At 34.9% G+C, this 18,303-nt stretch carries 22 protein-coding genes; 18 read left to right on the top strand and 4 right to left on the bottom strand.

Annotated features, from left to right (window positions below; genetic code table 11):
- The 15 genes from MP478_RS08170 to MP478_RS08100 form a co-directional block, all read left to right on the top strand.
- On the top strand, positions 1-2,434 hold a 2,434-nt coding region (locus MP478_RS08170), incomplete at its 5' end, for a T6SS effector amidase Tae4 family protein (RefSeq protein WP_257200156.1).
- 12 nt (positions 2,435-2,446) lie between these two features.
- A complete protein-coding gene (locus MP478_RS08165; protein ID WP_257200155.1) occupies positions 2,447-2,953 on the top strand; it encodes a hypothetical protein in 507 nt (168 codons plus the stop codon).
- Positions 2,954-3,112: 159 nt separating this feature from the next.
- Positions 3,113-3,865 (top strand): hypothetical protein, encoded by a 753-nt coding sequence (locus tag MP478_RS08160; RefSeq protein WP_257200154.1) that lies wholly within the window; start codon positions 3,113-3,115, stop codon positions 3,863-3,865.
- A 2-nt stretch (positions 3,866-3,867) separates the two neighbouring features.
- Positions 3,868-4,407, top strand: a complete 540-nt coding sequence (locus MP478_RS08155; RefSeq protein ID WP_257200153.1) for a phage tail protein — start codon at positions 3,868-3,870, stop codon at positions 4,405-4,407.
- Positions 4,408-4,849: 442 nt separating this feature from the next.
- A complete protein-coding gene (locus MP478_RS08150) occupies positions 4,850-5,218 on the top strand; it encodes a hypothetical protein (protein ID WP_257200152.1) in 369 nt (122 codons plus the stop codon).
- A 106-nt stretch (positions 5,219-5,324) separates the two neighbouring features.
- Positions 5,325-5,750: a hypothetical protein gene (locus MP478_RS08145; RefSeq protein WP_257200151.1), complete on the top strand. Its 426-nt coding sequence runs from the start codon at positions 5,325-5,327 to the stop codon at positions 5,748-5,750.
- Positions 5,751-5,759: 9 nt separating this feature from the next.
- Positions 5,760-5,906: a hypothetical protein gene (locus MP478_RS08140; protein WP_257200150.1), complete on the top strand. Its 147-nt coding sequence runs from the start codon at positions 5,760-5,762 to the stop codon at positions 5,904-5,906.
- 8 nt (positions 5,907-5,914) lie between these two features.
- Positions 5,915-6,175, top strand: a complete 261-nt coding sequence (locus MP478_RS08135) for a hypothetical protein (RefSeq protein ID WP_257200149.1) — start codon at positions 5,915-5,917, stop codon at positions 6,173-6,175.
- A gap of 203 nt (positions 6,176-6,378) precedes the next feature.
- The gene (locus MP478_RS08130) at positions 6,379-6,807 is read left to right on the top strand and encodes a rhodanese-like domain-containing protein (RefSeq protein WP_257200148.1); all 429 of its coding nucleotides are present in this window, start codon (positions 6,379-6,381) and stop codon (positions 6,805-6,807) included.
- Between the two features lies 1 nt (position 6,808).
- Positions 6,809-7,309, top strand: a complete 501-nt coding sequence (locus MP478_RS08125) for a TlpA disulfide reductase family protein (protein WP_257200147.1) — start codon at positions 6,809-6,811, stop codon at positions 7,307-7,309.
- Positions 7,310-7,445: 136 nt separating this feature from the next.
- Entirely contained in the window at positions 7,446-7,829 is a 384-nt protein-coding gene (locus MP478_RS08120) for a DoxX family protein (RefSeq protein ID WP_257200146.1), read from the top strand.
- Positions 7,830-7,957: 128 nt separating this feature from the next.
- The gene (locus MP478_RS08115) at positions 7,958-9,031 is read left to right on the top strand and encodes a sensor histidine kinase (RefSeq protein WP_257200145.1); all 1,074 of its coding nucleotides are present in this window, start codon (positions 7,958-7,960) and stop codon (positions 9,029-9,031) included.
- Positions 9,012-9,713, top strand: a complete 702-nt coding sequence (locus tag MP478_RS08110) for a LytTR family DNA-binding domain-containing protein (RefSeq protein WP_230039177.1) — start codon at positions 9,012-9,014, stop codon at positions 9,711-9,713. Before MP478_RS08115 ends, MP478_RS08110 begins: the two co-directional genes overlap by 20 nt.
- Positions 9,714-9,826: 113 nt before the next feature.
- Positions 9,827-12,850 carry a SusC/RagA family TonB-linked outer membrane protein gene (locus tag MP478_RS08105; protein WP_257200144.1) on the top strand — a complete coding sequence of 1,008 codons (3,024 nt, stop codon included), beginning with the start codon at positions 9,827-9,829 and terminating at the stop codon, positions 12,848-12,850.
- Between the two features lie 11 nt (positions 12,851-12,861).
- Positions 12,862-14,301, top strand: a complete 1,440-nt coding sequence (locus tag MP478_RS08100) for a SusD/RagB family nutrient-binding outer membrane lipoprotein (RefSeq protein ID WP_257200143.1) — start codon at positions 12,862-12,864, stop codon at positions 14,299-14,301.
- Positions 14,302-14,579: 278 nt separating this feature from the next.
- On the opposite strand, the gene MP478_RS08095 is transcribed toward MP478_RS08100, so the two are convergent.
- Positions 14,580-14,897, bottom strand: a complete 318-nt coding sequence (locus MP478_RS08095) for a multidrug efflux SMR transporter (RefSeq protein ID WP_230039165.1) — start codon at positions 14,895-14,897, stop codon at positions 14,580-14,582.
- 307 nt (positions 14,898-15,204) lie between these two features.
- Between MP478_RS08095 and mug the strand changes: the two genes are divergently transcribed.
- Complete coding sequence (mug, locus tag MP478_RS08090) at positions 15,205-15,705, top strand: G/U mismatch-specific DNA glycosylase (protein WP_257200142.1); 501 nt, start codon at positions 15,205-15,207, stop codon at positions 15,703-15,705.
- 16 nt (positions 15,706-15,721) lie between these two features.
- Here mug and MP478_RS08085 read toward each other — a convergent pair whose 3' ends face one another.
- The gene (locus MP478_RS08085; protein WP_230039161.1) at positions 15,722-16,327 is read right to left on the bottom strand and encodes a DNA-3-methyladenine glycosylase; all 606 of its coding nucleotides are present in this window, start codon (positions 16,325-16,327) and stop codon (positions 15,722-15,724) included.
- Between the two features lie 123 nt (positions 16,328-16,450).
- Between MP478_RS08085 and MP478_RS08080 the strand changes: the two genes are divergently transcribed.
- Entirely contained in the window at positions 16,451-16,876 is a 426-nt protein-coding gene (locus MP478_RS08080) for a hypothetical protein (RefSeq protein ID WP_230039159.1), read from the top strand.
- A gap of 23 nt (positions 16,877-16,899) precedes the next feature.
- Here the strand turns inward: MP478_RS08080 and MP478_RS08075 are convergent, their stop codons facing one another.
- Complete coding sequence (locus MP478_RS08075; RefSeq protein ID WP_257200141.1) at positions 16,900-17,169, bottom strand: hypothetical protein; 270 nt, start codon at positions 17,167-17,169, stop codon at positions 16,900-16,902.
- An 85-nt stretch (positions 17,170-17,254) separates the two neighbouring features.
- Complete coding sequence (locus MP478_RS08070; protein WP_257200140.1) at positions 17,255-17,473, bottom strand: hypothetical protein; 219 nt, start codon at positions 17,471-17,473, stop codon at positions 17,255-17,257.
- A gap of 199 nt (positions 17,474-17,672) precedes the next feature.
- On the opposite strand from MP478_RS08070, the gene MP478_RS08065 reads away from it, so the two are divergent.
- Positions 17,673-18,233: a hypothetical protein gene (locus MP478_RS08065; protein WP_257200139.1), complete on the top strand. Its 561-nt coding sequence runs from the start codon at positions 17,673-17,675 to the stop codon at positions 18,231-18,233.
- The last annotated feature ends 70 nt before the right edge of the window (positions 18,234-18,303 follow it).

Here is an 18,303-nt window from a genome sequence, read left to right as displayed (position 1 = left end):
TTCTACTACCGATGGTGGACAGGCAACCAATAAGACTATTTCTTTTACTTATGATAATAAAGGAAGAGTTGTTGCCAAATCAGGAACTTCCAAAGGGCAAGCATATAGTAACAATGCTTCCTATGATCCACAAGGGAGATTATTATCATCATCTGAAAATAGCAATGGAAAATATTTTATTCAGAAAGGAATCACGTATGATGACAAGGCAAGAGTGATTTCTTATGAAAAACAGTTGTATTCTTCTGGAACTTTAACCAAAGTACAAATAGAAAATGTGTACAGTGCTTGGAGTGGTCAACTCTATCAGGTAAAAGATAAAACCTCAGGTAAAATTCTCTGGGAGCTGAAAGAGACCAATGCAAAAGATCAGGTAGTAAAGGCTAAACTAGGTGTTGCAGATATCAATAATACTTATGATGCTAATGGTTTCCTAACAGGTGTTAATCATTCTTCAGCAATTAAACCAAGTATTTTACAGCTCTCCTATTCATTTGATGCGATCAAGAATGAGCTTAAGAGCAGAACAACAGGAGGTGATTTCAATATTGTAGAATCTTTTGATTATGATGATAATAACCGCTTAGTCAACTGGACAAATCCTGTAACAGGAATAAAACCGTCAACCAACAGAAACGTTTATGACGTTAAAGGAAGAATTACTCAAAACGATCAGGTTGGAACTATTAAGTTTGAAAATTCTGCCAAGGTCTACCAGCCAACTGGTATGACTCTGAATGCGGCAGGAACACAAAATTATAATAATGATTTAATACAAAGTATTGTTTATAATGAGAATAACGATCCTGTATTCATCGATGGTGAAAAAGGAGATGTTGCCTTCCAGTATGGACTCACAAGTATGAGACAAAGAGTTACTTATGGGGGTAATTTCAGTACAGATGGAGAAGGTAGATTAACTAAATATTATAGTGAAGATGCAAGCTATGAAATCGTAAAAGACAATACAACCGGAAAAGAAAAGCATGTCCTATACATTGGAGGAACGCCATATGAATCAAATATTGTATTTTTAAAGGACTTTACGGAGAGCAGTGGTTCTTACAAATTTTTACATAAAGACTATATTGGAAGTATCTTAGCGATCAGCGATGAAGTAGGAAATAAGCTGGAACAGAGACATTTTGATGCTTGGGGTAATTTCACCCATCTTCAAATTAAGAATGGTGCTGTAATTACTAATGCTCTTGCCATTGAAGAAACCATTCAAAAATACGGATTACTGCTAGACAGGGGGTACACTTCTCATGAACACTTCTTAGAAGTAAGTATCATCCACATGAACGGAAGGCTGTATGATCCATTGTTAAGAAGATTCTTAAATGCAGACGAGAATATACAGGACTCTTACAACACCCAGAATTATAATAAATATGGGTATGTCTTGAACAATCCACTGATGTTTAATGATCCAAGTGGTGAGTTTATTCTGGAATCTGCATTCTTATCAGCTGTAATTATCGGAGCTATGGTAGCATCCTTTAGTTATACAGTTATGGTTTCTATTACCGGTCAGGATTGGAATTTAGGATCATTTCTGAAGTCAACATTATTTGGTGCTGCCTCGGCAGCTGTGACATATGGGATAGGAAGTGTATTTTTCACTTCGGCAGGTACTGCTACCCAAATTGCAACCGAGCTGGGGAAACTGGGAACTATTTTTGTACAAGGAACCGTACATGCTTTAGCACAAGGTGTATTATCCCTGGTACAAGGAGATAGCTTTGGAAGTGCTTTTGCTTCAGGATTTTTAGGAAGCATAGGGGCTTCTTCATTTGGTGCAGTTGCGGGGAAATTTGCCAATAGTGCAGTTGGAACTATTGCTTCCGGTATTGTTTTAGGAGGTGTAGGCTCTGAACTTACTGGTGGAAATTTCTGGCAAGGTGCTTTAATTGGTGGAATCGTGGCCGGGTTTAATGATGTTATGCATACGATGAACGGGCTGGATAGTAAGGATAGTTTTACAAAAAGATCTTTAACACAAGAAGAAAGGCAGAAAATTGGAGAGAATTATCCCGACTATAAGAATTATCCTGACGCAAAATCAGTTTATAAAGAAATTGGAGGGCCAGTTTATGAATTATATCAAAAAAATCCCGACGATTATATAAACACATGTGCAATCAGATTGAGTGTAGCATTTGAAAAATCTGGCATTAACATTGGTGGAGATTATTATGGATTAAACGGAAAAAAATACTATACAGCCGCAACAAGAATTGCTAAAGCTTTAGATTTAAGATTTATTTCATATGGTCAAGCGTATGATAAATCAAATTGGGGAATAAATGTCCAATATAAAAATAAAAGTTATACTGGAAGTGTGTACCATGTTGATGTAGCCTTTTTGAAAAATGGTCAAGGTGTATTTGGACATACACTTTATTCACCATATTATAATAAATTTTATTAAAACCAAAATAATATGAATTATAAATATACACTTGTTTGTCTATTACTGCTACTTGGATTAATTTATTGTACTTCAAGCAAGAAGCCAATAAACAAACAAGATTTAAGAAAAATAGAATTATTACTATCTAAACATAAAAAATATGCTTTTATAGATTTATACAGGAAAGAAATTCAACAAGAAGAAAAAAAATATCATATAAAAAAATGTGACTCCTTATTCGATTTATCTTCTACTGAGTTGGTCCAAGAAAATTGTTTATTTATGGATTTTTATTCAGAAGATCATTCCTCTTATATTGATCAAAATTATCAATCAATGATTAATAAATGGCTAAAAAAAGACTATCCTCCCAGCATACCTGCAGATAACCCAAATATCAAAATGACAATGACATTTAAAAAGGCATTAGATTTTTATGAAAGTGCTGATTTAGATAAATATATAGATTCTTTAAGAGTAGTCTGCCACAGGAAGTATAAAGAAAATAAATTAGAAAGTATAAACTGTATTAATTAGGTTTATTTTTTTTCATCTCCAACAATATGCCTCAATATCCTTGCAAAATGTAGGGGGGGTGATCTCGGAATAAAAGTAAAAAATCTATATTTAAGGAATTCTATAAACAAGGAAGAATTTAATCTTACAGGAAATATTAAGAAGAAACGGGAATCATTTTTGTGTATAAATTACGAATCACTTAGCTCAGGTGTATTATCCCTGGTACAAGGAGATAGCTTTGGAAGTGCTTTTGCTTCAGGATTTTTAGGAAGCATAGGGGCTTCTTCATTTGGTGCAGTTGCGGGGAAATTTGCCAATAGTGCAGTTGGAACTATTGCTTCCGGTATTGTTTTAGGAGGTGTAGGCTCTGAACTTACTGGTGGAAATTTCTGGCAAGGTGCTTTAATTGGTGGGTTTATCGCAGGGTTTAATCATGTGATGCACGCAACAGCAAACAGATTGGAGAATGGAGAAGATCCAAAATATTATGACAAGAAACCGGGATATGATAAAAACAATCCATTACAGGAACATTACAATGAAGCTGTTACACTTTCTGAATGGATGAAAGCAAACAAAGGATTAAGTAGAGAACAGATTATAAACCAAATGGAGAATAGAAGTTCTTCACCTCTAAATTCCCAACAAGGAGGACCTGCAATAAGATATGTATTTCACCCCAAAACTGGAAATGTTATTGATATGAGACATATGCTGATTATGGGAAATAACGGACCTATAATTGGGACATCTGTAGAAATCGGACAGCAAATTGCAGGATTACCGAGTGGAATGAACAGGCAAGATTTTTATTCAAATTCTTTGGGGTATAAATTTTACAGAACGTACAACGATACTGGGGCTCAAATTTTAAGCTTCTTTGGAGTTGGTAATTTTACAAGTTTAATAAAAGGATTTTTAACTCGATAATTATGAATATAAGAATTTGGCTTTGTATTTTGCTCATCATAATTGTATCTTGTAAATCGGATAATTTTTATGATACAAAACGAGAATTATCTACAAACAAAACTATCTATAATATTGGGGATGAGATTATAATTAGAATGAAAATAACTCCTCAAAAAATTAGAAAAGAAATACTTGTATACAAAAATTATAAAAATATTGATTTTTCATTTTCAATAATTAATCATCATAAAAATATCTACAACGGTTATTGGTCAAATACAAGTGGAACAAATCTACCATTATCAGATATTAAAGAATTGACTATTACAAAAAATGATCCGTTTATAGTAGAATATATAGGTAATATTGGTGTTGAAAATGAAAATGTATACATACTTTTTCCTAAACTTAATAATTATAAAGTAACATTTAATAAAGAGATTTTACAAGATGCGAATACGTTCATCAGAATACACGGAATAAGTTATCCCATAAAACCAGAAATAGGAGCATCTCTGGAAGAATATTTTAATACTAAAGATTTTAAAATTAAATTATAAAACAGCAGTAAATCAATTACCGCTGTTTTTGAATTTACGGATTCTAAAATAGAAGAAGATTAATCCCTTACGCTGGCGCGAACATCTTACTCGTGCCTATTTCCTTACTTGGATACAAGCAGACGCTTGCGCCAGCTTGGGAATATGATTGATCATCAAGCAGTATATTCAGCAGGGGGTTGTATTTAAAAATACCCAAAACACTTTTAACCATATCCAAACATAACTTGTAAAAATAAGAATCTATGAAAACCATAACTTATTTGTTTTGGAGTTTGTATAAGTATTTCATGAGGACTTGGAGGTGAGACTGGATTAGTTATTTGGTTTCCTATACTATTATTAATTCTTCTAATTATTAAGTCATTTGCGGAAAAATAGTAGATAGCATGAATCAGACCAAGAGTCTGGAATTTTGAAAGAGGACCTAAATACTAATTATATGAGAAACAAAATATTTATAGTAATTACTTTTTTTATAATATTTTCTTGTAATATATCGGATACTTATGAGAAATTACCTTTTGGAGGGTATGAAATTGATTTTGAAGGAGGTAGTCAAAACAGGCTACTGAAAAATAATGAATTAATTATTGATAGTGGACTAGTGGATTGCAAGTATAATGATGCTTATATGTTGGTTTCTGTAGATACTACTTATTCTATGAAACCAGAAAAAAAAGACAAGAAAAATTTGAAATATTTTATACAGGATTTAAAGAAAGATACTATTATCAAAAAAATATCTTATAAGGATCTGCAAAAGATTATAAAAGAAAAATCCTTAAAAGATATAGATATTACAAATTAAATGAAGTCTTATTGATTGGAGTTTTTTAGAAGCTATATATCATATTGAATGGAAAATTAGTTAGGGGTAAATACAGTAATCATCCTATACCTTAAAAATTAAAATTATGAAAATTATAAAAATCATAGTACTATTTTCATTGCTAATATGCTGCTCAAAAGAAAAAGAGCAAAAAAAATCTAAAAATATTACAATAGAAAAATTCAAAAAAGAAATTTTAATAAATGGTAATATTAATGCATATAACAAATTAAGTATATATTATCTGAAATCAACATTTCATAATGAACTTTTACCTTACTCAATTCTAATGGCAGATAAATATAATCACGGAGATGCCTGCCATGATATATTTGTGCAATTAATCGGTTTAAAACAGGCACCAAAATCTCAAAAATATGACATTTCCATTTTTAATAAATTAAATGAAGGGGAAAAGCAGTATGTCCTATTTTATCTGAAAAAAGGAGCTACATTAAAGAACATAAATTGTATAGTAGTTTTAAAAGAACTAGGTTATTCCGACAATTAATACTCCAGATTGCTTGAGAATCTTTTTGCTGGTGTTAAAGCTGGTCAAGTCAGAAACTGGGCTAGTTTTTATGGGAGGAACGCTGTTTGGTTTGGAGGTGCAAGAGTAGGAGTAGGAGTACGAAACGGACTTATCTATAATGGAACTCATAAATAATATTGAAGATGGATATACAGGAGAAAACAATAATGTTTTTTAAAAAATGTGGTGTTTATGATGATAAACTAAAGAACAAAACAATTATTAATGATGTAAATGAAGATTTTATGGATTTAGAATCGTTATTTGAATCTTTCTTTAAAGATTTTGACATTGAGAATAGCTGTGATTTTGATGTTTATAAATATTTTCATAAAGTGTCTTTTTTTAGTAAAATTCTAATAGCATTTGGATTTAAGATTAAAACAGAAATAAACCATCAATAACAATAAGCCATATGATAGAAATAGCGAAGCGAAAAGAATGGTTTGACCCGGAATAAAATTATTTCCTGTTTCCATGGGGTGACAAAGCTTTGGAAGTGCTTTTCATCAGGATTTTTAGAAAACCTACGTAAAAGCTGTATTCCGGATAGATTCCTCTTTCCACTGTCAACTTCTTATTTATCTTTGTAAAAAATAGAAAAGCTATGAAGTATTTGTTTGTTATGGTTTGTTTTGTCTGCTCGATGCTGAGCCAGGCACAGCAAAAACAAGATCCATGGAAAGATAGTCAGCTGATGGACCCTGCATTGTTGGCTTCCAGCATTGTAAAGAATAAGACGAAGGATATCGTAATTATTTCTGTAGGTCCGGAAGCCATTATTAAAGGCTCTGCAGATATAGGTCCCACGCATGAACCTGAGAATCTGGAGAAATTGAGAAACTACCTTAAGGGCATTCCTAAAAACAAAGAAATTGTGATCTACTGTGGATGCTGTCCTTTTGTAAAATGTCCTAATATCCGTCCGGCATTTAATCTGCTGATGGAAATGGGCTTTAAAAATGCAAAGCTTCTGAACCTTCCGAAAAATATTAAAACAGATTGGTTAGATAAAGATTATCCTACAAATGATTAAGATGAAGATGTATTATACCGTATTATTTTGTGTCATTTTCTCTGGATTGATGATGGCTCAAAACCGCAATATTGAAATAGGCAAGAAAGCTCCGGAAATTACCCTGACTAAGGCAGACGGAAGTACATTTATCCTTTCTTCATTAAAAGGTAAAATGGTATTGATTGATTTTTGGGCAACCTGGTGTGCCCCCTGTGTAGAAGAACAGCCGGAACTGAAAACCCTGTATACTACCTACGCAGGTCAGGAGGATAGCAAGAAATTTGAAATTCTTGGCATTTCTTTAGATAAAAATAAAGAAAACTGGCAGAAAGCGATAGACCGGTTTGCTATTAACTGGATTCAGGTCAGTGATTTAAAGTTCTGGAAAAGTCCGGTAGCAAAATTGTATGAAGTAGATGAACTTCCTTTCAATGTCATCATAGACGGAGAGGGTATGATCATCGCTAAAAACCTTCATGGTAAAGATTTGGAAGACTTTTTAAAGAAAAATTTAAATTAGAATTAGTATAAAAACAGCGGTAATTGATTTACTGCTGTTTTTGTATAGATAAGGTGGAAAATACTTTCATCTATTTTTAAAAGCTGTTGATATACAGTTGAGAATACATTTTCTTAGAGCTTCCTACTTTAGTTCTATGAAAAAAAGCATCTTCCTCCGTTTTGCACTCTCCGTGATTTTGTTAATGCATAGCCTGATTTCTATTTTCAGTGGCGATGTCAATAATTTTGGAATCCATTATCTGGATGCCATAGGGTTCAGTCCTGTAGGGCTTTATGTTGCCTGGACTGTTAAACTGATCCATCTATTTTCAGTCCCTTTAATCTGGGTTGACCGGTATATTAAACCGGTGGCAATCTGCAATATCCTGATTTTTGTTTTTGGAATTTATTATGTTCACTGGCAGAACGGCTGGTTTGTTGTGGGGGGTGGCACCAATGGTGTTGAATTTAATTTCCTGTTGATTTTTTCCTTTCTCAATCTAATGTTCCCAGAAATCCGTTTTAAAAAGACATCGTGATTATTGTTTACCCAACCTATACAGCATAAAAAACAAGTCGTTTATAGATGAGTACCATACTTTGGTAGACTTTATATTTTTATATTTGACTGAACAATATTACTTTGTACATTTAAATTATTATAATTTTGAAACCTATCGGAAAATCTAAGCTCCGTATTCATTTGCTCTTTTGGATACTTTATTATATCCTGGAAGTTTATCTTGATTTTTATTGGTCAAAATATCAGTTCCCGGATTTCAAATGGCAAATAAGACTTCAGAATACTTTTATGCTGGAGCTGGGTTATCTTATGATTAAAATCCCGCTTGCCTATTCCTTGTTATATGTATATGAAAAGATGCATATCAAAAGCATTTTTAAATATACTCTTTATATTGCTATTGTGATAATAGCCGTGTTGGGACATCGGTTTTTCACCCATTATGTAATGTACCCTTATATCTATGGGCTTGAAGAAACACAGGACGGCAAAGAGCTTTCAGGATATATTAACGGACTGGTAGCCTTCAATTCTTTTATGGATCTTATTTTTATGGTTGGGCTGGTTTTTGGAGTGGAAATCACCAGACAGAAAAACGTGTTGAAAGACCAGATTTCCCAATTGAAATCCGAAAAACTGGATCAGGAGCTTACGATGCTGAAGGCGCAGATCAATCCGCACTTTCTTTTTAACACCCTCAATAATATTTATGGGATGGCTCTTAAAAAAGCGGATGAAACACCGGATGTTATCCTGCAGCTTTCTAAAATAATGAGATATAATATTTATGAGGCTGCGGAGAAAAATATCTCTATAAAAAAAGATATTGAAAACATCACAGATTTTATCCAGATCCAAAAAATAAGACATCGCCATCTTAGCATTCATTTTAATGAAAATATAGATAATCCGTCACAGGAAATATCTCCGCTTATACTGATCCAGTTTGTTGAAAATGCTTTTAAGCATGGGGTGTCCGAAAGCTTGGGAAAGGCTTTTATTCATATTGATATTCAATTGAAAAATAGAGTTCTTGTTTATTGTATCGAAAATTCAAAAGAAGACAGATCCCATGAACATTCTACCAAACTGGGACTGAAAAATATCCGCAGACAGCTGGAGTTGCTTTATCCTGAGCATATACTTTCTGTTGAAGATAAAACTGACCGATATATTGTACAATTAACCATCGATTTCAATGATACATTCCACCACTAAAAAATACAGCTGCATTATTGTAGAAGACGAGCCCATAGCGGCAGAAATTCTGGAAAATTTTGTTTCCCGGGATGAAGAACTGAATCTTGTGGGGAAATGTGCTGATGCCGTTTATGCCAGTAACCTTTTGAGTATTCATAATGTGGATCTGATGTTTTTGGACCTTCATCTTCCTGTAGTAAAAGGTTTTGACTTTCTAAGAAAATTAAAGAATCCTCCTTTTGTCATTGTAACCACTGCTTATCATCAATACGCTGTGGAAGGCTATGAACTGGATATAGCAGATTATCTGATGAAGCCTATCCCTTATGACCGTTTCGTTACAGCCGTTGAAAAATTCAAGCATTTGATGCAGGCCGAAGATGCTTTGCTGGAAGTGGCTGAGCGTGATTATATTTTTATCAGCAGTGGAAAAAAACAGATTAAAATTATACTGCAGGATATCTTTTACATCGAAAGTTTAAGAGAATACATCAATATTCATACAAAGACAGAAACCTTCACTTTTAAAATGCCGATCAGTAAGATTGAAGAAAGCCTGAACCCAAAAATGTTTCTCCGCATCCATAAATCTTATATTATTTCCCTTTCAAAAGTGGAAATAAAATCTGCTAACATCATTCAGGTTAACGGAAAAAAGCTTCCGGTTGGAAGGACTTATAAACCACTCGCAGGATTTTAAAGGCCCTATTTATTTTTAGTAGACGTTAATGAGCTGTTGATATATAGATTTGATTATAATTTTCACTAATTATTGAATTTTGAATAACAATCATGTTATAAAAATTAATAATTATGAAATACAGGTTAAAGCTTTTCAGTGTAGGTGTTGCTTTTTTTATCGGAAGTGAAACCTATTTCAGCCAGGGTAAGCAAGATACCCTCAAAGCACAGAACATAGAAGGGATTGTAGTTACGGCCTTAGGAATAAAAAGAGAGAAAAAATCTCTGGGCTATTCCACACAGGAGCTAAAAGGAGAGGAGATCAACAAAAATCCAACGACCAATTTTCTGAATAATCTTTCCGGAAAAGTAGCCGGTCTAGAGATCAGACAGTCTACCAATTTCGGGGGATCCATAGATGCTGTTTCCAGGGGATACAAATCTATTCTGGGAGATAACCAGGCTCTTTTTGTAGTAGATGGCGTTCCGATTATCAATAGAAATATCAATTCTACAGGGCAGCAAAATGGGGGCGGAGGCTATGATTATGGAAGCCCTGTATCAGATATCAATCCCAATGATATTGAGACATTAAATGTACTAAAAGGAGCTGCCGCAACCGCTTTATACGGATCAAGAGCTCAAAATGGCGCTATTATTATCACTACAAAAAAAGGAAAGAAAAATACGCAGGGAATTGGATTGGAATATAGCGGAAGTATTTCTGTTTCCACTGTTGATAAATCTACCTTTCCTGAATATCAGACGCAATATGGACAGGGCTATTTCGGGAATATTTTTGCGAACTATCAAAATAGCCCCATGGCCATCTTTTGGCATGATGCTTCTTATGGAGCGCCTTATGATCCTAATCTGATGGTTTGGCAATATGATGCTTTTATTCCCGAATCACAGAATTTCGGAAAAAAAACGCCTTGGGTCATGGCTAAAAACGGGCCTATTACTTTTTTTGATAAAGCAATTAATCAAACCAATAATATTGCTTTGAGTGGTGGAAATGACAGGGCAACATTCAGGTTAAGTTATTCCAATACCAATGCAACGGATATCATGCCGAACTCTTCTTTAATGAAGAATAACTTTGGTGGGAATGCCTCCTATAAGATTACAGATAACCTTACCGCTACTATTTTTGCCAATTATATTACACAAAATACAAAAGGAAGAAATTCTACAGGATATACCGATAATATTATGGGTAATTTCCGACAGTGGTGGCCCACAAATGTAGACATTCAGTACCAGAAATATCTTTTTGATGCTTTTGATAAAAACTATACCTGGAATATTAAATCTCCCGTTAATCTGTCGCCGGCTTATTGGGATAATCCCTATTTCACAAGATATAAAAATTACCAGAATGATAAAAGAGAACGGTTTGCAGGAAATTTCAGCCTGAGCTACGACCTGTCAAAAAATATCAATATACTGGGAAGAGTAGGGATCGACGGATATAGTATGATTACTGAGGAAAGGAGGGCCGTGGGTTCTATTCCTGCATTTTTCAGCTTTAATACGATTGAGCAGCCTTCAGGATATGCCGTGACGAATCTCCGTTTTACAGAAACCAATTATGATCTGATAGCCACTTACAAAAAGAATATTACTGAAGATCTGAGTATTCAGGGATTACTGGGGGGAAATATCAATGTTCAGACCAATTACTCTAATGCACAGACTACATCGGGAGGATTGTACATTCCGGATCTCTATACCATTTCCAATTCAGTGGCTACTCCTGCAAAACCTATTATTACAGATAATTCTAAATATATTTATGGGGCTTTTATCCAGGCATCTTTAGGATATAAAAACACCTATTATCTGGAAGGAACATTCAGAAGAGATCAGTCTACGGCTTTACCTAAAGGAAAAGGAGCTTACTATTATCCTTCTGTTTCGGCAAGTATGGTGTTTTCTAATCTCCTGAAACAAGACTGGCTAAGCTTTGGAAAGCTGAGAGGGGCCTATGCGGAAGTGGGTTCGGATACTAATGCAGATCAATTGAGGAACAGATATCTTGCTCAGGCTTCTTTTGGAAATAATCCCGTTTATTCTTATAATACCACGTTAAGAAATGCAGATCTTCTTCCCCAAAAACTTAAAAATATTGAGATAGGAACCAATATGCAGTTCTTTAAAAACAGAATAGGATTTGATTTGGCATGGTTCAGAAATAAGGCATTTGATCAAATACTGCCACTTCCTATTTCCCTGGCAACAGGAAGTGGTGCTAAAATTCAGAACACAGGAGAACTGACGACAAAAGGGTTTGAAGTTTCCTTAAATATTACCCCATTAAAGTTCAATAATTTTACCTGGGATATGATGTTGAACTGGTCTAACCCTAAGACCAAAGTTACCGCGTTAAGAGAAGGTATTGAAAATATCACCATCGGTACGCTGCAGGGAGGCATTAGCATTAATGCACCTCTGAACGGAGAATATGGAAGCATCTGGGGCTCAGATTTCGTTTATGATCCCAATGGTAATAAAATTATAGGAACCAACGGAGCTTATCTTCATACAGATGACAGCAATCACAATTTAGGAAGCTTTCAGTCGGATTTTATCGCAGGACTGAATAATTCTTTTACATATAAAAATTTCAACCTTAGCTTCCAGATCGATTGGAAAAAAGGAGGTAAAATATTTTCTCTGGATCAGTATTATGGATATGGCACAGGTCTTTATCCTGATTCTGTAGGCCTGAATGACCTGGGAAATCCTGTCAGAAACACTTTGGCAAATGGGGGTGGACTTATTCTGCCGGGGGTAATGCAGGATCCTAATAATCCGGGACATTATATTCCCAATACAATACGTCTTGACCGTTCCATCTCCAGCCAGAATTTAGAAACAGATCCTCCTGTGGCCGCATTTGTGTATGATGCCAGTTTTATAAAGCTTCGCCAGGTATCCGTTTCTTACACCTTCAATAATACATTCTTAAAAAATGCAGGAATTCAAGGTCTTACGCTCGGACTCACGGGAAGTAACCTTTGGATCATCCATAAAAACCTTCCTTATGCCGATCCAGAATCGGGGCTTTCCTCAGGAAGTATACAGGGGTATCAGTCGGGGGTAATGCCTTCCACAAGGAACTTCTCATTTAATCTGAAAGTAAATTTTTAAAATCTATTACAATGAAAAACACTATTATACTTATATCCTTTCTGACCGTATTGTTGACAGGCTGTACATCAGATGATGTTAATAATGATCCTAATGTAGCTTACAATATGTCACCGGAACCTCTGATTACCTATGCAGAAAAGGAGCTCAGCGATTATATGAATACGCCCAGTGTCAATGAAAATAACTTCAGGCTTACCATGCAGTATTGGCAGGAAGCTACCTATGTAAGCGAAAGCAACTACAATTTTACGGCAAGAAACGTTTCTAATAACATTTGGGGAGATAATTATGTGAATGTTCTCAATAATCTAAACAAAGCAAAAGAGCTTGTACAACAGTATCAGCCGGCTGCTTCAGAGGTAAACTCCTGGCCTGCGAAAAAGCAGAACCAATTGGCTATTATTGATATCCTTTCGGTCTATACCTTTCAGACTTTGACTGATATATTTGGAGATATCCCTTACAGCCAGGCTCTTAACAATGAAAAATTTCCGCTTCCTGCCTATGATGATGATGCACAGATCTATGAAAAGCTTATCATCCGTTTAAAAACAGATATCAATAACCTGCAGGAAGGAGAAGGAACGTTTGGAGCTGGCGATATTCTTTATGGCGGAGATATAGGAAAGTGGAAAAAGTTTGGAAATTCCCTTCTTTTAAAACTGGGAATTGCTGTTTCTGACATTAACCCGACGCTTGCCCAATCCAGCATTAATGTTGCAATCTCCGGTGGAGTTATCATGGATGAATCACAAAATGCTATTTTCAGATATCAGGCTGAAACACCAAACTTCAATCCTTTATTTGAAAACCTGGCGAACAGTGGAAGAGACGATTTCTTTGGCGGAAAACCTTTTGTCGATTTTCTAATCACAACTTCTGATTCGAGAATAACAAAATATTTTCAGGATGTAGATGGCGTTTACATCGGGCAGGAAATTGGTTTGCCGGGAGTTTTTTCAGATTTTTCAGCTCCGGGGATCTTTGCATATATTCCTGTAACACCCGGCACTCTGATCACCTATACTGAAGTAGCTTTTTACAGGGCTGAAGCAGCAGCCCGATTTGGAATCGGCGGCAGCCCGGAGGCCCTTTACAACACCGCTGTTCAGGCTTCATTCCAGGAATGGGGGCTTCCTTCCCAGGATGCCCAGAATTATCTCTCAGACCATCCTTACAATGCTTCCAACTGGAAAAAATCTATTGGAGAGCAGGCATGGGTTGCTACGTACAATCATCCGGTAGTTTCCTGGAATTTCTACCGCAGATTAGATTATCCTGCTTTACAGGCTCCCCCAACAGCTATTGCCAATGCCGAAGGAAAAGTTCCGGTAAGATTACAGTACCCAACTTTAGAAGCAACTACCAATGGTACTAATTATGCCAAAGCTGCTGCTGCAATAGGCGGAGATAAACTGACTACAAAAGTTTTCTGGGATATCCATTAAATAGAGTTTCTTATTTTTTTCATATCATTTATTTTGTAAATCTTTTGAAGCCTGTATTTCTTTATACAGGCTTTTTACTATCCTTTGGTAGATCACAAGTCTTTATTGATAGCTTAATTTTCTTTATCACCGGCTATTTATTCAAATTTGATTCAGAAAAAAATGAATGATCATATAAATATATAATGTGGTTGATTATTATTCGAATGTTGAATAATGTTTTGGCTTAATGATTAGTAATAATCTTAAGCCAATTTTATTTTCAGACCTATTTTTTATTAAAATACTTTGAGACCAACGATTCCGACCACAATGAGTAAGGCAGACAATAATCTGAAAATATGGGCAGAATCCTGAAAAAACAGAACACCTACTAATAAAGTTCCTACCGCACCAATTCCTGTCCATACTGCATATGCTGTCCCCATAGGAATACTTTTCTGTGCATACCAGAGAAATCCGCCACTGACAGCCATACAGGCAATTGAAAATAGGATCCAACTCCATTTATTACTACCCGGCTGTTGAGATAATTTAAGTCCCAGTGGCCATCCGATTTCAAAAATTCCGGCAATAACTAATGCCATCCAATTCATACTTTTTATTTTAAGGTTATTTAGGATTGAAATTCATCTATCCTAGTGAACATGATTAAGCTTACAATTGATTTCTTATCATCTATCATCAGGTACTTCATCTATGTTACGTCGGTAAAATTAGTACAACCTGTTTGCTTTCAGTTAAATGAATGATGTGACACGGCAAAAATAACAGGTAAAATGTAATATACTCACAATGAAACGTTATGTATTTTAAAATAAACTGTAAGTTAAATAGGGTATCTTTAAGCAGTAAAAACAGATAGAACAGATGTATTCTATCCTAATATGCTCCATTTCAACTATGCTAACAGATATAATTGCTACCAACCTCGATGTCATTTTTTGTGGGATCAATCCAGGGTTGAAATCAGCGGATGACGGCCATCATTTTTCAGGAAGAAGCAACCGGTTTTGGAAAGTGCTCCACCAGTCCGGTTTTACACCTTATGAGGTTCAGGCGGTCAATGATACTTCTATTCTGGATTTCGGATATGGCCTTACTACTGCTGTTGCAAGGGCTACTTCCCGTGCTGATGAACTTTCAAAAGAAGAATTTGACGAATCTCTTGAAGCTTTTAAAGTGAAAATGACAAAATTCCAGCCCAGATATGTTGCATTTCTGGGTAAGGCAGCTTACAAAGCTTTTTCTAAAAAGAAAGAAATTCTTTGGGGACATCAGTCTGAAGATTTTTGTGGCGCAAAGGTTTGGGTTCTGCCAAATACCAGTGGTTTGAACCGTGGATTTTCTCTTGACGATCTTGTTGCATCTTACCGTGAATTTTATGTAGCTATTCAGGAGTAGTCAGGAATACATAGACCTATATTTTGTTGGGCTTGCTTACATATTTATTATTTTTCACAAAAAAACGCCAGGGTAAAAGTGCATCTTCCTGTGCATAAGCAACTCCTATGCGAGGGCCGGCTATTATTTCATCAGGCTTGTACAGAATACCATGATCTTCAATCCAGATCTCATCTCCGGTCAGATCTTTTTTATTAAAAGACTGATTAATTCCTAATGCTTTTGCTGCAGATCCGGGGCCAGAGGAAATAGCAGCTTTGGAGAACGGCATATTTCGTCTGTACTCCATAATTTCTTTCCCTATCAATGGTTCCACAGCTCTGATCAGTACGGCATGAGGATCATCTTCTACAGAAGTTACCACATTGAAAAGATGATGAATTCCGTAGCACAAATACACATAAGAAATACCACCATGGCTGTACAGCGGCTCAGTGCGGTTAGTACGCCTGCCTCCATAAGCATGGGAAGCTTTATCCTGTACCCCAAAGTAAGCTTCTGTTTCTACAATAATTCCGGCCGTAATATCATCACCAATTGCAGTAAAAAGAACTTTTCCTAAAAGGTTCTGAGCCAGGAAAAGGACATCTTGATTGGAATAATAGGAGAGTGGTAATTTCAAATCGATGATTTTATGAGTTGACAGATCAAAATTAATGATATAAAAACAAATTTCATAGACTTAAGCAGATTGTTACTACATTTGGAAATTAGTTATCTTCATTTTTCACACCAAAAATAAAATATGATGAAGCCCTTTAATCTGATCCTGTTTCTATTTACTTTTTGTTTGGCGGCACTGTCATTCAATATTCCTTATCAGCAATCGTATAAAAAAATGATTGTTGGAAAATGGCAGCCCGTACTTTCAACAAGTGAAGGAATTGAAGCCAATGGAAACAAAACAGTAAAAAATTACAGACTAAGCAGCAAAGATCTCATGGAGTTTAATGCTGACGGTTCTATTACTGATAGCGGGCAGCTTTATTTTTCATATGAATTAGATCCTGATGAAAAAATCTTATCCTTATTCGAAGGAGGCAATCATGAACGAAAATTTGAAATCCAGCAGCTGGATAAAACAACAATGAAGATTGTCATGAAAGATACTGACAAGTACAAAGGAGAACCCTTTCATATTATCTGGACCATTGTATTTAAAAGAAAATAAATTTATTGATTGGTCCGGAATGTTTACGGTAAATTAGAAAAGTTTTCCAGTTTACCTTCCAAAAGCAGCACTTCTCCATTATCATACTGATCTCTTCTATCCAGTAAGTATCCTAAATAGATTATAATTGAATCTATCTGCCTTCTGGAAATAAAAACATTTTCTTTTTGAATTTCGTCTTCTATTTCTTCAACATAGTCAATTTCATCTTCATCAGCTCTATCTTGTATTTCTTTTTCGTATTTGATTGCTGACAGTATTAATTTTTTTTCTTCAGTAGTAAATTCTAACATGGTTTTTATTTTTTAATGAATATCATTTTGTATCACTATAAAAAATAGGTTTCAATGATTTTTAATCCTCGGAGAAGTTCTTTTTTTATTTAGGCAGAGTAATACGTCTCATATTTAAGCTGTTAAAGATAAATATTTTCTTTTCCTTAGCCATTCGCATCAAGACTTCATTTCTGTCTTCAATGGACATATTGAGAATATGATCAAAAGCTCCAAAGGTAACGCCGTTATTACCTCCGTCTTTTTCATGCTGTACTCTAACGATCTCCAGTATCTGCTTCTCTATCTCTTCCTGATTTTCCATGGAGTAAAGATACAAAGTTTGTAACTGTTCCTGAAAGTGAAAATCCAAAATTATTTATAATTCTCTTTAATCATCATATAGAGTTGGATGCATTAAAAGCTGGTAGCAATGATGTTTTTAACCGTATTTTAAGTGAGCTCTAATTGTATTCTAATGCATTAAAGCTATTCTGTTGCATTATTAGTTTTAATTTTGCAGAATGAAAAAGAAATATTTTGCGGCTGTATGTAAAGCTTTTTACTTATTATTTTTAATGGTTGGCAGTAATTTGTTTAAATCACAAATGAAGGGAAGCTCCGAGATAAAAATAGCATATGGACTTGGTACGACCACTGATTTTATTAATGCTTTCAGCTCTATTTTTACATTGGGTTATGGTCCTTACGAGAAAAGGAATTCCGGCGCCTTTATTCTTGGATATAACTATACAATACAAGATAAATGGGTGATTGGGACAGATTTTTTATATCAGCAAATAACGAGAGAATATCCTGATCATGTATTACAAAAATCACACAATTATACTGTTGCGGTAAAAAGCGACTATAACTATATCTCAAAGCCAAAATTTCGCATGTATTCCGGAGTGGGGCTAGGACTCACGATGGAAAAGAGCAGGAACCCTTCGGAAAGTATTTCACATTTTAATTTTCACCTTACGGGATTAGGAATTAGATTAGGAGGCAGGCTTGGCGTAAATGCTGAAGTAGGTTTTGGATATAAAGGAATAGGCAATGTAGGATTTGCTTACAGTTTATAATTAACAAGATCATATTCATTATCCCTATTTAAAAGAAAAATACCAGATGAATTGATATCTGGCATTTTTT

Origin of the sequence: Chryseobacterium sp. WG14 (genome assembly GCF_024586945.1) — a bacterium.
Taxonomy (GTDB): domain Bacteria; phylum Bacteroidota; class Bacteroidia; order Flavobacteriales; family Weeksellaceae; genus Chryseobacterium.
Note: the sequence above shows the minus strand (reverse complement) of the source record. Positions and strands in the feature narration are given on the sequence as shown.

What these genes read in the sequence shown, in the direction of transcription:
- MP478_RS08165 (WP_257200155.1), top strand. Translation starts at nt 2,447, where the DNA reads ATGAATTATAAATATACACTTGTTTGTCTATTACTGCTACTTGGATTA.
- MP478_RS08155 (WP_257200153.1), top strand. Translation starts at nt 3,868, where the DNA reads ATGAATATAAGAATTTGGCTTTGTATTTTGCTCATCATAATTGTATCT.
- MP478_RS08150 (WP_257200152.1), top strand. Translation starts at nt 4,850, where the DNA reads ATGAGAAACAAAATATTTATAGTAATTACTTTTTTTATAATATTTTCT.
- MP478_RS08145 (WP_257200151.1), top strand. Translation starts at nt 5,325, where the DNA reads ATGAAAATTATAAAAATCATAGTACTATTTTCATTGCTAATATGCTGC.
- MP478_RS08135 (WP_257200149.1), top strand. Translation starts at nt 5,915, where the DNA reads ATGGATATACAGGAGAAAACAATAATGTTTTTTAAAAAATGTGGTGTT.
- MP478_RS08130 (WP_257200148.1), top strand. Translation starts at nt 6,379, where the DNA reads ATGAAGTATTTGTTTGTTATGGTTTGTTTTGTCTGCTCGATGCTGAGC.
- MP478_RS08125 (WP_257200147.1), top strand. Translation starts at nt 6,809, where the DNA reads ATGAAGATGTATTATACCGTATTATTTTGTGTCATTTTCTCTGGATTG.
- MP478_RS08120 (WP_257200146.1), top strand. Translation starts at nt 7,446, where the DNA reads ATGAAAAAAAGCATCTTCCTCCGTTTTGCACTCTCCGTGATTTTGTTA.
- MP478_RS08110 (WP_230039177.1), top strand. Translation starts at nt 9,012, where the DNA reads ATGATACATTCCACCACTAAAAAATACAGCTGCATTATTGTAGAAGAC.
- MP478_RS08105 (WP_257200144.1), top strand. Translation starts at nt 9,827, where the DNA reads ATGAAATACAGGTTAAAGCTTTTCAGTGTAGGTGTTGCTTTTTTTATC.
- MP478_RS08100 (WP_257200143.1), top strand. Translation starts at nt 12,862, where the DNA reads ATGAAAAACACTATTATACTTATATCCTTTCTGACCGTATTGTTGACA.
- MP478_RS08095 (WP_230039165.1), bottom strand. Translation starts at nt 14,897, where the DNA reads ATGAATTGGATGGCATTAGTTATTGCCGGAATTTTTGAAATCGGATGG.
- mug (WP_257200142.1), top strand. Translation starts at nt 15,205, where the DNA reads ATGCTAACAGATATAATTGCTACCAACCTCGATGTCATTTTTTGTGGG.
- MP478_RS08080 (WP_230039159.1), top strand. Translation starts at nt 16,451, where the DNA reads ATGATGAAGCCCTTTAATCTGATCCTGTTTCTATTTACTTTTTGTTTG.
- MP478_RS08075 (WP_257200141.1), bottom strand. Translation starts at nt 17,169, where the DNA reads ATGTTAGAATTTACTACTGAAGAAAAAAAATTAATACTGTCAGCAATC.
- MP478_RS08070 (WP_257200140.1), bottom strand. Translation starts at nt 17,473, where the DNA reads ATGGAAAATCAGGAAGAGATAGAGAAGCAGATACTGGAGATCGTTAGA.
- MP478_RS08065 (WP_257200139.1), top strand. Translation starts at nt 17,673, where the DNA reads ATGAAAAAGAAATATTTTGCGGCTGTATGTAAAGCTTTTTACTTATTA.